Origin of the sequence: Anaerostipes sp. PC18, assembly GCF_039789045.1 — a bacterium.
GTDB classification, from domain to species: domain Bacteria; phylum Bacillota; class Clostridia; order Lachnospirales; family Lachnospiraceae; genus Anaerostipes; species Anaerostipes hominis.
The window spans coordinates 2,616,676-2,629,681 of record NZ_CP121164.1; the positions used below are offsets into that span (position 1 = coordinate 2,616,676).

General features: G+C 43.7%; 15 protein-coding genes. 3 read left to right on the forward strand and 12 right to left on the reverse strand.

The features are described from left to right. Window positions 1-21 precede the first annotated feature (21 nt). On the reverse strand, window positions 22-474 hold the full coding sequence (locus tag P8F77_RS14155) for a PaaI family thioesterase (RefSeq protein WP_270430215.1): 453 nt from the start codon (window positions 472-474) through the stop codon (window positions 22-24). A gap of 183 nt (window positions 475-657) precedes the next feature. Between P8F77_RS14155 and P8F77_RS14160 the strand changes: the two genes are divergently transcribed. Further along, complete coding sequence (locus P8F77_RS14160) at window positions 658-1,083, forward strand: hypothetical protein (protein WP_024726678.1); 426 nt, start codon at window positions 658-660, stop codon at window positions 1,081-1,083. A gap of 159 nt (window positions 1,084-1,242) precedes the next feature. Then, a complete protein-coding gene (locus tag P8F77_RS14165) occupies window positions 1,243-1,446 on the forward strand; it encodes a cold-shock protein (protein ID WP_347256152.1) in 204 nt (67 codons plus the stop codon). Between the two features lie 114 nt (window positions 1,447-1,560). On the opposite strand, the gene P8F77_RS14170 is transcribed toward P8F77_RS14165, so the two are convergent. The 4 genes from P8F77_RS14170 to deoC all read right to left on the reverse strand — a co-directional run bounded on the left by P8F77_RS14170 (window position 1,561) and on the right by deoC (window position 5,999). Further along, complete coding sequence (locus P8F77_RS14170; protein ID WP_287517270.1) at window positions 1,561-2,325, reverse strand: DeoR/GlpR family DNA-binding transcription regulator; 765 nt, start codon at window positions 2,323-2,325, stop codon at window positions 1,561-1,563. Window positions 2,326-2,431: 106 nt separating this feature from the next. Beyond that, on the reverse strand, window positions 2,432-4,279 hold the full coding sequence (locus tag P8F77_RS14175) for a PTS mannitol transporter subunit IICBA (RefSeq protein WP_287517269.1): 1,848 nt from the start codon (window positions 4,277-4,279) through the stop codon (window positions 2,432-2,434). 15 nt (window positions 4,280-4,294) lie between these two features. Then, window positions 4,295-5,308, reverse strand: coding sequence for a Gfo/Idh/MocA family oxidoreductase (locus P8F77_RS14180; protein WP_024726675.1), 1,014 nt, complete (start codon window positions 5,306-5,308; stop codon window positions 4,295-4,297). A 13-nt stretch (window positions 5,309-5,321) separates the two neighbouring features. After that, the gene (deoC, locus tag P8F77_RS14185; RefSeq protein ID WP_024726674.1) at window positions 5,322-5,999 is read right to left on the reverse strand and encodes a deoxyribose-phosphate aldolase; all 678 of its coding nucleotides are present in this window, start codon (window positions 5,997-5,999) and stop codon (window positions 5,322-5,324) included. A 275-nt stretch (window positions 6,000-6,274) separates the two neighbouring features. Here deoC and P8F77_RS14190 point away from each other — a divergent pair, with 275 nt between their 5' ends. Then, window positions 6,275-7,306, forward strand: coding sequence for an STAS-like domain-containing protein (locus tag P8F77_RS14190; RefSeq protein WP_287517268.1), 1,032 nt, complete (start codon window positions 6,275-6,277; stop codon window positions 7,304-7,306). A gap of 211 nt (window positions 7,307-7,517) precedes the next feature. On the opposite strand, the gene P8F77_RS14195 is transcribed toward P8F77_RS14190, so the two are convergent. From P8F77_RS14195 to P8F77_RS14225, 7 genes are read right to left on the reverse strand one after another with little or no spacing between them, the layout of a single operon-like run. After that, window positions 7,518-8,483, reverse strand: a complete 966-nt coding sequence (locus P8F77_RS14195) for a sugar-binding transcriptional regulator (RefSeq protein ID WP_270430211.1) — start codon at window positions 8,481-8,483, stop codon at window positions 7,518-7,520. Between the two features lie 21 nt (window positions 8,484-8,504). Beyond that, entirely contained in the window at window positions 8,505-9,563 is a 1,059-nt protein-coding gene (locus P8F77_RS14200; RefSeq protein WP_024726671.1) for a hypothetical protein, read from the reverse strand. Between the two features lie 17 nt (window positions 9,564-9,580). Beyond that, window positions 9,581-10,684 (reverse strand): L-ascorbate 6-phosphate lactonase, encoded by a 1,104-nt coding sequence (gene ulaG / locus P8F77_RS14205; RefSeq protein ID WP_024726670.1) that lies wholly within the window; start codon window positions 10,682-10,684, stop codon window positions 9,581-9,583. Between the two features lie 12 nt (window positions 10,685-10,696). Next, a complete protein-coding gene (locus P8F77_RS14210; RefSeq protein WP_024726669.1) occupies window positions 10,697-11,383 on the reverse strand; it encodes an L-ribulose-5-phosphate 4-epimerase in 687 nt (228 codons plus the stop codon). A gap of 16 nt (window positions 11,384-11,399) precedes the next feature. Then, window positions 11,400-11,792 (reverse strand): HAD hydrolase family protein, encoded by a 393-nt coding sequence (locus P8F77_RS14215; protein WP_347256153.1) that lies wholly within the window; start codon window positions 11,790-11,792, stop codon window positions 11,400-11,402. Further along, window positions 11,792-12,664 carry an L-ribulose-5-phosphate 3-epimerase gene (locus tag P8F77_RS14220; RefSeq protein WP_024726667.1) on the reverse strand — a complete coding sequence of 291 codons (873 nt, stop codon included), beginning with the start codon at window positions 12,662-12,664 and terminating at the stop codon, window positions 11,792-11,794. Before P8F77_RS14220 ends, P8F77_RS14215 begins: the two co-directional genes overlap by 1 nt. Window positions 12,665-12,679: 15 nt before the next feature. Further along, window positions 12,680-12,976 carry a PTS sugar transporter subunit IIB gene (locus P8F77_RS14225; protein WP_024726666.1) on the reverse strand — a complete coding sequence of 99 codons (297 nt, stop codon included), beginning with the start codon at window positions 12,974-12,976 and terminating at the stop codon, window positions 12,680-12,682. Window positions 12,977-13,006: the final 30 nt, after the last annotated feature.

Below are 13,006 nucleotides of genomic sequence, written 5' to 3' on the forward strand. Positions count from 1 at the left end.
GAAAATGTCATGAATTACAGATTACCGAAATGTTTTAAATGGTCTCGGAGTCTTAAATATTCCGGTGGCACTGCCCACCAGCTCGTCCCCCACATATGCTTTTCCCATGAAATTCATGATCGTTTTTCCAGTGGATACAGCTTCGGCTTTTACTGTCACTTTAGATCCAATGGGGATTCCCTTCAGAAAGGAAGTGGAGAGCTGGACCGTGGGTGCGATATCATAATCGCCCAGTCCGCTTGTCAGCGTGCCAAAGGTGATGTCAAACATCCCCACCAAAGATCCCCCAAACATAATATTAAATCCGTTTCGGTGGAAATCCCCGACCTCATATTCCATCGTCACACGTTTTTCATCATAATTGTAATCCACAATCTTTCCTTTCAATTCATTGAAAATACTGTGGTCGCTCACATGGCGGATGGCCTCCACTCTGCGCCTCATATTTTTTTCAAAACTCTCACGGTTACCCATAAGATTCACTTCCCTTCTTTTTGCTTTCTGATAATTTTAACACAGATGACTCCTTTTTGCACACCTTAACGCGCGAAGTGCGAAAGGTCCAAAGGACATAAAATACGATGTGCCCTTTGGGTATAATTTTTCTGTTTTATGTAAATGCTACCTGTAACAGATGTATTTGAAAGGAGTTTCATTATGGATAACCAGAACTTATTAAACGAGATGTATCAAAATCTTCAGATGGTGTTAAATACCATGCCTGAGCTCACCCAGGCCACCTCAGACTGTGATCTGAAAGGTTGTCTAGAACAGCAGGAACAGCAGTTCCAGGACTTTTTTTCAAGAGTCAAACAGGCTATGACAAAAGACATGCAGCAGCCGGAAGAAATCGGCGAAATTCAGAAAAAATATGCGGAATGGATGACCAAGATGAAAGCCCTCGCCGACAAATCTACAAGCCATTTAGCAGAAATGTCCATCCAGGGATATACCATGGGAATGATCCAGCTGATACAGAGTTCTCATAAAAACTGTGACGCTTCCAAGGACAATTTGTCGATGGCATCTGATCTTGTAAAACTCTACGAAGAAAGTATCGATAGTTTAAAAAAGTATTTGTAAAAAAACAATGGTTGTGGTATGATAATTACTGTTATTAGTGAATGTATAGATCACGTCCGGGTAGATGTTGCATTGCTATGTATCCCTCTGGAACGTGATCTTTTTATTTCGCTGATAATGAAAGTAATGTTAATTTTTATTTTTAATGGAGGTACCCAAATGAACACTGGTACAGTAAAATGGTTTAACTCAGAAGAAGGTTACGGATTTATTTCTCAGGAAGGCGGAGACGATGTATTCGTACACTTCTCAGCAATCTCAGGTGATGGATTCAAGACTTTAGAAGAAGGACAGCAGGTTAGCTTTGAAATCGCAGAAGGACCTCGCGGAAAACAGGCTGAGAACGTATCCAAATTAGCTTAATCTTTTTCTTTTTGAATTAAATAGATTTTGCAAGAATCCCACAGACGGTGCACACCACTGTCTGCGGGATTCTTTATTTCATAGAAAATTCTGCGGCCTTCCCTCCTTATCCTTTCAGGAACAAACCACTTCTATTCCTTGCTTTTCCAGGACCTCCTTTGCATGGTCCGGTATCTGTGCGTCGGTGATCAGCCGGTGGAACTCCTCCGCTTTTGCATAGGAACAGATGGTGCGTTTTCCGATCTTTGAACTGTCACAGATAAGATATTTCCACTCTGCGATCCCCATCATCCCTTTTTTGATTTCCGCCTGTTCCAGATTCGGCGTGGTGGCACCTTTAGCCATGGAGAGGGCATTGGCAGACATAAAGGCCTTGTCTGCAGACAGATTTTCCAAAAATTTAAGTCCCATGTTGCCCACCGTACATTCAAAATAGTTTCTCACATGACCGCCTAAAAATATGAGATAAATCCCCTGATGTCTCTGAAGTTCCAAAGCGATTTGGAGATCATTGGTCACCACCGTCAGATTATTTGCATCCTTTAAGAGCTTGGCGAGTTCCAGCGTCGTCGTCCCGCTGTCCAGGAGGATCATATCGCCGTCTTCGATCATTGCTCTGGCAGTCTTTGCAATCTTCTGCTTTTCTTCCATCCGTTTATCTTTTCTCGCTGAGATGGACTCTTCCATGTCCAGGACATCTTCATTCAGCATGGCTCCTCCGTGTGTCCGGATGAGTTTTCCAGCTCTTTCAAGCTCTGTGAGGTAAGTACGGATCGTTGTTCCGCTGACCTGAAACATTTCGGTGAGCTCCCCGATGCTCGTCCTCTTATTCTGCCTTAGAAGCTCCATGATCTTTTCTTTTCTTTCTTCTGCAAACATGCGATCCCTCCGTGCTTTTCGTGTACTTTTTGTTAAGATAAATTATAGCACAGCGGCCTCAAAAGGAAAAGCCGCGGGAACTACCGCCCCCGCAGCTTTGCTTCTGCTATTTCGTCAAAATGTGATATAGTTCTTCTACGTCCCTGTCATCTACAATCTTTCTCACTGCCTCCTCCTGATTCAGAGTGAGTGCGACATTTGAAAGAATAGACAGGTGTTCCTGGTCGGCTCCTGCGATCCCGATAACCAGTCTCACTGTCTCGTCATTCCAGAGTATTCCGTCCGGTACGATCAATGCGGCAATACCCGATGCCTTGATTTCCTTCTTGGCCTCCAGAACACCGTGCGGGATAGCGATTCCGTTGCCCAGATTGGTCGGATTTTCTTTTTCCCTTAAAAGCATGCCCTTCTCATAGCTTTCTGTGACATATCCGTCTTTTAAGAGCATCTGCGCAATCATATGGATTACATCTTCTTTTGTTTTCGGCTGATCTGTCACTTTGATATTTTCCTTTTTCAGTACTGGAAGAGGATTTTTCGCCTCTGTCAGTTTTCTTACGATCTCATCATACTTTGGACTGGAAAGGAAGTTATCCACGGAGATATGTATGGCCTCCGGACGCTCTCTCATAGCCCGCTCCGTCAGTGATTCATGGGTGACAACCACATCCACGTCTGCCGGGAGATTCGGGATCGCCACATTTTTCACCTCAATGTCCAGACCTGCCTGTTTTACTTTGTCCTTCAGTATGGAGGCTCCCATGGCGCTGGATCCCATTCCCGCATCACATGCCACGTACACCTTCTTGATCACTTTTCCCGTGAAATCAATGACTTCCTGTGCACCTATAAGGCCTCCGCCTCCTGTGCCTTCTGCTTTCATAGAGTCTTTCTTTGCCACTGCCTTCTGGAGCGCTTCTTCATCGGAGTCACGGCAGAGTCTCAGGATAAACGCCCCGACTCCAAATGATACGGCAGTGGATATGAGCATTCCGGCAATGATCGGAAGATAGTCAGATTTCGGTGCCACTGCCAGCACGGAAAAGTAACTTCCCGGTGAAGCGGTTGCTACCAGTCCGCAGTCAAACATCTGGAAAATAAAGTTTCCTGACACTGCTCCGCAGATGGAAGCCAGGATCATCTGAGGCTTCATAAGGATATATGGAAAATAAGGTTCATGGATTCCGCCGAATGCATGGATGATGGCTACACCAGGAGCCGTCTTTTTGGCTGTTCCTGTCCCAAAAAACGTATAGGCAAGCAGAACTCCAACTCCGGGACCCGGGTTCGGTTCCAGAATAAATAAGATAGACTTTCCTGCCTCCGCTGCCTGAGTGATTCCAAGCGGCCCAAGAATTCCATGGTTGATAGCATTATTTAAAAACAATACTTTTGCAGGTTCAATAAACACACTGGCAAACGGTGTCAGTCCATGGTCAATGATCACATTTACCCCGGAGGACATGACATGGTTTAATACCTGCACAAACGGTCCGATGGCAAAAAACGCCGCCAGTACTAAAAAGATTCCTAAGATCCCGCAGGAAAAGTTGTTGACGATCATCTCAAAGCCCGGTTTGATCCGCCCCTCAAACAGACGGTCCACACGCTTCATACAAAGAGCCGCCAACGGCCCCATGATCATCGCTCCCATAAACATGGGAATGTCAGATCCTACGATGACCCCCATCGTTGCGGCGGCACCTATAACACCGCCACGGTCGCCGTAAAAATTCTTTCCTCCTGTATAACCGATCAGTGACGGAAGCAGATATTTCAGCATTGGATCGATCAATACTGCGATCTTCTCATTTGGAAACCATCCGGTTTTTAAGAACATCGCCGTGATCAGTCCCCAAGTGATAAACGCTCCGATATTCGGCATTACCATGCCGCTTAAAACACCTCCGAACTTCTGGATCCTGGCACGGAATCCTGTCGCTTCATTTCCCATAATACCCTCCTATCCTTATAACATGACTATTTTCTTCTGTACAATTGATTCATTCCCCGCCTTCACGATCTTCACTGCCATTTTTCCGTCGTAACCGCTGCACTCTACTTCGCTGTCATTTAAAATTGCCTCTATAAAACTTCTGTCCTCCAAAAGATACGCATCCTTAAACAGATGGGTCCAGCTGTGCATGGAAGGCCTCTTTAACTGATGGCTTTCGTTGGCGCTGGTGATCTTCTTCTCATGCATATCCCCGATACAGATGACTCCTTTGGTTCCAAGGATCTCAACTCTTGCATCATATCCATACTGCACATACTGGGCGCCCTCGATGCAGGCATGCACTCCGTTTTCGAACTCTGCATTCACGATCACATTGTCATAGAAATCCGGATACTGTTCTGCGATCTCCTTATTTCGGAAGTTGCCTCCCAGTGCGTATACACTCTTTAACTCACTTCCCGCAAACCACCGCACAGTGTCAATATCATGGCTGCAGACTTCTGCCAATGGACCGTTGCTCTTTTCAATGTCATACATCCACTCACGCGGCTTGCTCGGCCCTCTTGTGTGAGATTTCACCAGGACCACGTCCCCGATCTCACCTTCCTCGATCATTTTTTTTGCTTCCCGGAAGCTGTCATCAAACCGTCTCATAAATCCGATCTGGAGCTTTACGTTATTACTCTTGGCTGCCTTGATCATCTCATCACATTCTTCCTCATTCATAGCCATAGGCTTTTCACAGAAGATATGCTTTCCTGCGTTTGCCGCTGCCACTGCGATCTCCCTGTGATATTTTGTCGGGCAGGCTATGATAACCGCATCGATGGATTCATCGCCGATGGCTTCCTTGTAGTCCTGATAATAGGTATCGATCCCAAGTTCCTCTGCCGCGGCTTTGGCTGCCTTGACATCGGGATCACAGGCTGCATAGATTTCTCCCCCAGGAACGCTTCCAGCCATATTTCTTGCATGAATCATTCCCGCTCTTCCGGAACCGATCAAACATACTTTTACTTTCTTCATTTTGTCCACCTCTTTAGTCCTGTTTTTTTAATTCTTCCACAATTTCCACACCTGCACTAGTTCCCAGACGTTCTGCCCCCGCTTCAATCATTTGAAGCGCTGTCTTTAAATCTCTGATGCCTCCGGCAGCTTTGACTTTCACCTCATCACCCACTGTAGTTTTCATCAGTTTTACGTCTTCCGGTGTAGCACCGCCTGTTCCAAACCCAGTGGAAGTTTTGATGAAGTCAGGCTTTACTTCTTTTGCGATCTCGGCAACCTTTACCTTTTCATCATCTGTGAGATAACAGTTTTCAAAGATCACTTTGCTGATCACTCCGGCTTTTCTGCACTCTGCAACGATGTCTTCCATTTCTTTTTTTATGTAGTCATAGTTCTTGTTCTTTAACTCTGCGATGTTGATGACATAGTCGATCTCATCCGCACCTTTTTCAATGGCATCTTTTGTCTCAAATACTTTGCACTCCAGTGTTGTCTGTCCTAACGGGAAACCTATAGCCGCACCTACGTGTACCGGGGACCCCTCCAAGAGACGCTTGCACCGTTCTGTCTGTGCTGGATTGATGGCCACCATCTTAAAACCGTATTCTCTCGCTTCCCCGCACAGCTTTTCAAACATTGCCTCGTCTGCGAATGCTTTTAAATTTGTGTGGTCTACCATACCTGCTATTAGCTCTGCACTTAACTTCATCTTTTTGATTCCTCCATTTTGTTTACTTTTATATAGTTTTGTTTATGCTTGTATATTATCATATTTTCTTTCAAAATGCAACAATAAACAAAATTAAATACAACCTAGTAAAAGTTTTAAATGTATACAATATATAAATATAGAAGCTTTTAAGAATAAATCGAATAACGAATCCAAAAAAAGATTAGACAAAATGTTAACAAAATCCACTTTAAGTGATATAGTAAAGATGTAAAGTTAAAAAAAGAATAAAAATAGTTAAAAAGGAGGATTATATGTTTACAAATGAAAAACGTGAAAGTATAAAACTATATATTTTAGAACAAATTCATAATAATAACAGCAACATTGCAAAACTAACCTCAGAGAAATTGCAAATCTCCTTAAATACTGTGTATAGATATATTAGAGAAATGATTTCTAATAATATAATTGCCAGAGATTCCTCCTCTAAAAGTAAGCTTAAATTAATTGAAAAAACCAAGTTAGTTAACTATAAAGCTTCTGATCCTTTGGAAGAAGATCGCGTTTATATTAACGATGTTGAGGAATATATAAAAAATTTTCCTCTAAATGTACGAACAATTTGGGAATATTCTTTTATGGAAATGTTCAATAATGCTATTGATCATTCCGAAGCATCTAATATTCATTGGTATATTGTTCAGAATTACTTAAATACAACAATAATAATTGGCGACAATGGGGTGGGTATTTTCGAAAAAATTAAAAAATATTATGAATTTACCAGTATCAACGATGCAATTTCAGAATTATTCAAAGGAAAACTGACAACTGATAAAGAAAAGCATTCGGGTGAAGGTATCTTTTTTACTTCACGAATATTAGACACTTTTTGTGTATTATCAGATGGTAAGATTTTTACTCACAATAGCTATTCTGATATTTTAGAAAATTTAGAGGATATTGAATCATTAAAAGAATGGAATGATAAACCTGGGACAGAAATAGTGATGAGTTTATCAAACTGGACAAAAAAAAATCTGAAAGAGGTGTTTGATATGTATTCTAATGACGATGGGCAGTTTATAAGAACACAAATTCCAATAAAAAATATGTTTGAAAATGGTTATCCAGTATCTAGATCGCAGGCAAAGCGTTTGTGCCGCCGATTTGATTGTTTTAAAGAAATCACTCTTGATTTCAAAGATATTACGGAAATCGGACAAGGATTTGCTCATGAATTATTTGTCGTTTTTAAACGAACTCATCCGGATATAAAAATAAATATAGTTAATGAAAGTGAAAATGTACGAAAAATGATAAATCACGTTACTTTAGGCTAACTAATATATCGAAAAATTTTATACAAAACTTATAACTTTATTGTATACAAAAAAAGAAGGTATCTTTTTCATTCAAGATATCTTCTTTTTCTTAGAGTTACTTAGCAATAATCAACCCCATAATGATCTTTGGCAGTCAGACTTCCGCACTTTTCACTACTCCAATGCATCTCCTCATTCTAGATCAGCATGAGATGCATCTATTTAGAAATTATTCATGGTCTATGATTTTCAACATTCGTCTGGCAGCATTCTCATCTGTAATCAACGTGTCAATATATCCGCCTCTGACAGCCCCAAGGATTGCTTCGGCTTTCATCTCGAGCCCGGCCACGCAGATCACATTTTCTGCCTTTTTAATATCCTCAAGACTGAGTCCGATCATCCTCTTTACAAACGGTGTCTCCACCTCTATTCCATCCTGATTGTAAAAATGGCCGCCGATATGGCCGATCGCCCCGTTTTTTTCTAAGTAATATAAATCTTTTGTGCTTAAGTAAGACTTCCAGCTCTTATACACAATTGATCCTACACTGGTCAGAATAATGTTGGCTCTCTTTGCTATCGTCAGGGTCTCTTTTATGTTTGGGTCTTCTTCAAGGCTATCCCTGATATCACTTGAATTCACAAACAGGGGAGCATAGATGTAATGGTAATCTCCTCCGTAGGCATGGGCAAGTTCTTTGGAAAGATCCAGCGCATCCCTCTCGGGTTTCCCCACACTGGCAGCTCCCATGATCGGAACGACCGTCAGAGATATATTTTTACTTGTCTTTACAGCTTTCACTGTGTGGTACATGGTGTTTCCCCATGACATTCCGAGCACTGTGTCTTCATCTATCTGGCTGTCCAGATAATAGGCGGCCACTTCGCCCAGCTTCTGCAGGATCAGAGTATCATTGGACTCCTTCGGTATGATCACGCGGATATCCTTCAGACAGAACTGCTTCATCAGTTTCTGTTCCAGCACTGTATTCCGGTCCCATGGTTCTTTGATGGTAATCTCCACGATCCCAAGCTGTCTGGCCTCTTTCAGCATCCTGGAAATCTTGGAACGAGAGGTAAAAAAGCGCTCAGCGATCTGATTCTGTGTCATTTCCGCATTATAATATAGGTTTGCAACACTTGCCAGCATATTTCGTTTTTCACTGTCATTTAAAGAATCATACTCTTTCATTTCCTCACCTCACTGCCGTCATTATATCACAGTTGTTTCCCCTTCTTCCACCTCGTACAGAGCAATTTCATTAATTTCCCGGTTGGCAGAAAGAATATAGGATTTTTCCTCAGTCTGGTAAGACAGGACATTGGCAGGTCCCACATTCCGGTCTATGATTTCTGCTTCATAGCCTTCCTCCCCGCAGGTAAAAAACATAAGATTCCGTTCGCCTTTGCGGTGGCCGACCAGGACTCCCTGTTTTCCCAGGATGTCCCCGCCCCAGATTCCGTGAGCGAATTCCGCCGGCTTTTCATAAGTATAAACAGTTCTATATTGACCGTTCTGCTTCTTCAGAATACGGACTGTATCTCCGTGGAACGGCGAGATCGTCAGCATTTCCGGCTCCCCGTCCCCGTCCATATCTGCAAATGCCATATCACTGGAAGGCTGGTCTGTCAGCTGCCTGATCACCCATGCATCTTCCCCTGCTGCCGGGGGGATAAACTGAAAAACTCCTTCATTGGATGCCGTAAACGCACATTCTATTCCTTCCATCGCTGCTTTACAGTATCCATGGTTTTTAAACATCCCTTCCTTTAAAACAGTAAATATCAGAGAATGGTTTTCATCAATTGCGTCCATATTTTCCGGCAGCCTGCACACATACACTTTTCCCGGGCTTCTCCAGTCCTCTTTATATTCGTGTCCGGATTTCAAAGTACATGCGATCACATAACTGATGCCGTCTCTGGTGATGATATCAAACCTGTGGACAAACGGAAGTTTTGCAGCTGTTCTTACACTCCATCCACTTTCTCCGGGAGAAACCAATACGATCTTGGCTTCTTTAGAGTCATTTGGAGAATAGAACCGCTGGGTGGCCAAAAAGATTCCGTCAGTACCGGGGATCTGGACCATAGACATGGTTCCCCCCGGTCCTTCCCAGATCACATCGGCCAGTTTTCCATCCAAGTCATACAGACGGCACTGATTTACCTTTTCCGCTGCCACCAGCATATAGTCTTTCCCATGATAAGAAAGAGGGGCAATGGAATAACACTTTTCCAGATTCCCGATCACTTTTTTCTTTACTTTCATTCGTTCTCCTCTCTTTCTTATAAACAGGAGCGGAATGGGATATTCTGCGGTGCCTCGAAACAGTCTTCAAACCCTCTCCGGTGATGATATGCCTTTTTGTCCTTATCTGCCGGATAAATATATTTTCCTCCTACTTCCCAGAAGAATGGATGGAACTTATAATCCAGCCGGTCTTTTTTCATATCGTACAGTACTCTGATCTCATTCACGTCTGCCATAAAGTTGGTCCACACATCGTAATGGATCGGAATCACAACCTTACATTGAAGAGCCTCTGCCATTCTGAGGATATCGCAGGATGTCATCTTATCAGCCATGCCGACTGGATTTTCCCCGTAAGAACCAAACGCCACATCCACATCATAATCTTTCCCATGTTTGGCAAAATAGATAGAGTAATGGGAATCCCCGCTGTGATAAATATTTCCGCCCGGTGTCTTAATCAAATAATTCACCGCTTTGTCATCCATGTCAGTCGGGCAGATCCCGGTCAGTTCTTCCCTGTCGGCCCCTGTAGAATCCGTAGTCACAAGACAGGTGCGGTCAAAGGAATCCAGGGCTATGATCTCAAGATCCTTTATCTTGACTGTATCCCCCGGCCTTACGGTGATACAGCGGTCCTCAGGCACTCCCCACTTCTGCCAGAGCTCCACTGATTTCTTAGGGCCAATAAACGGTACCGGGATCTCTTTTCCGTTCTCATCTACAGTTGTCATATTGCTCTGTATCACATGTGCCGCATATTCTGCACTCATATGATCCTGATGATAATGGGTCGCCAATACTGCATCTACCTGTTTCACCGCAAAAGGATCCAGCACAAATGGAACTGCCCGGAGATTTGGCTGCATAGCGCGGGCCCCGCACATATTTGCCATCTGGTGTCCCACCTTCATTTTTCCGTCTCCGTGGGTTCTTTTCCCGTTGCCGCACCATAGATCCACCGTAATATTACAGCCGCCCGGCGTCTTAAACCACATCCCGGTGCATCCAAGCCACCACATGGCAACGGTTCCCGGTTTCACTTCCTCGCGCTCAATCTCTTCATTCAGCCAGGTCCCCCACTCCGGAAAAGTACCCATGATCCAGCTTTCTCTCGTAATCTCTTCTATTTTACTCATCTTAATCCTCCTTTATTGGCCGTAATATGCATGTTCCCCGTGTTTCCTGAAAAAATGTTTATCCTGAAGATCCTGGGAAGCGGCCTCCACACTTTTTCTCAGATGCTCCGTCCGGTATGCCATCTTGGCAACCTCTTCTAAAACGACTGCGTTATGTACCGCCTCCCCTGCATTCCTTCCCCAGGAAAACGGCCCGTGGTTTGCACAGAGCACCCCCGGCACATACATAGGATTCTTTCCCATAAAAGTTTCCGCAATGACAAGCCCTGTGTTCGTTTCATAGTTCTGGTCGATCTCTTCCGGTGTCAAAGATCTGGCACATGGAATCTCCCCGTAAAAGTAATCGGCGTGTGTGGTCCCATAGCACGGAATTCCCTTGGCTGCCTGTGCCCATGATGTGGCCCATGAGGAATGTGTATGGACGATTCCTCCCACTTCCGGAAATGCCCTGTAAAGTTCCAGGTGGGTAGGGGTGTCCGATGAAGGATTAAGATCCCCCTCCACTTTCTCTCCATTCAAGTCCACCACGACAAGCTGCTCTGGAGTAAGACTTTCATAATCCACACCGCTTGGCTTAATTACAAACAACTCCCTGCTCCGGTCAATCCCGCTGACATTGCCCCATGTATAAGTTACCAGGCCCTCTCTGGGCAGTTCCATATTTGCCTCATATACCTGCTGCTTTAAATCCTCCAGCATAAAAATCTCCTTTCTTTTATTCTCCGAATAATTCTTCTATTTTTACAGCCACGCCGTCCTCGTCATTTGATAACGTGACACAGTCCGCATATCTCTTTACCTCTGGATCTGCATTTCCCATGGCGATGCCAAGCCCTGCTGCTTTCAGTATTTCCATATCATTGACTTCATCCAGAAATTTTTTATCCTCATGGCTGGCTACAATTTTGTAAACCTGCGTATGCTTCACATACTCCTCCAGATCTTTTACGATGCGGATGGGAATTCTGTCCTCTGCGTCAAGCGTCCAGTTAAACTTTCTGTGAATGACCAGTCTCTCGTTCCCGGGATCATCCCCTAACTGCTTTTTTGAGTTTAATAAAGTTCCGTCCAGGTCAGTAACCACCATCCGATACATGTTTTCCCCCATTACGCCGCAGGATTCATTCCCGCCCTGCGCATCTTGTCCTCTACAAAATCTCTGGCTTTGCGTATTGTCTCAACCGCCTCCTCCATGGACTGCCCTTTTGTATTGTCTGCCCACATTTCGATCAAAAACATGCCCGTATAATTTAATTCCTTCAGTTTCCTGAAAATCTCCGTAAACGGAACCGTTCCCTCTCCAAACGGAACATTCTTAAATACTCCCGGTTTTGTCTCCTTTACGTGGATGGCCACGGTTTCGGCTATACCAAGTTCCAGCTCACTTCCCACATCGCTGCTGAATTGAGTCAGATTTCCCATATCCGGATAAATCTTAAAATACGGGGACGGAATTTCTCTCAGATAATGCATTGCCCTCAAGATCGTACCTACAAATTTCGTATCCATGATTTCCATTGCCAGGATGACTCCCGCTCTGCTGGCCATCTCCACGGACTTTTTCATTCCTTCCAAAAAGAGCCTTTCAGTCTGTTCATCCGATTCCTCATAGTAGACATCATATGTAGCCAGCTGGATGCACCGGATACCAAGTTTTTGGGCCAGAAGGATCGCTTTTTCCATGATTTCAAATGCCTTTTTCCTCGTCTCCATGTTTTTGCTTCCAAACGGATATTTTCTGTGGCCGCTTAAGCACATAGTAGGAATCACGATATCTTCCTGTCTCATATATTCACGGATTTCTTCTATCTGGCTGTCCGTCCAGTCAAGCCTTGAGAGCCTCTCTTCTGATTCATCAATTGAGATTTCTATATAATCATATCCTGCCGCCTTCGCCGCCTGGATCTTTTCTTTCCATGAAAAGGAATCAGGCAGAGCCTTCTCATAAATTCCTAAAGGATTTCTTTTAATGTCATACATCTTCCTTTTTCTCCTCTATGATTCTTTTGGCATATCCAATGCTGTTCTGATCTTTTCCTCGATCTCTTTTTCGGACAGAAGGTTTTTCAGTCCTATGATTTTTGTATCTTTCCCCGGATGGAACTGAGATGTAAAAGTTTCGGAGACAAAGATCATATCGTAATTGTTTGCGACACCTTTTGCCTCCCCGACACTCATATGTCCGATTTCCGCTTCGATCCCCAGCCGTTTAAATACCTTGTTTATCTTCATTTTGATCATCTGGCTGGACCCCATACCGTTTCCACATGCTGCAAGTGCTTTGATTCTCATAATTATTACCTCCATTTATTTCATATTTTT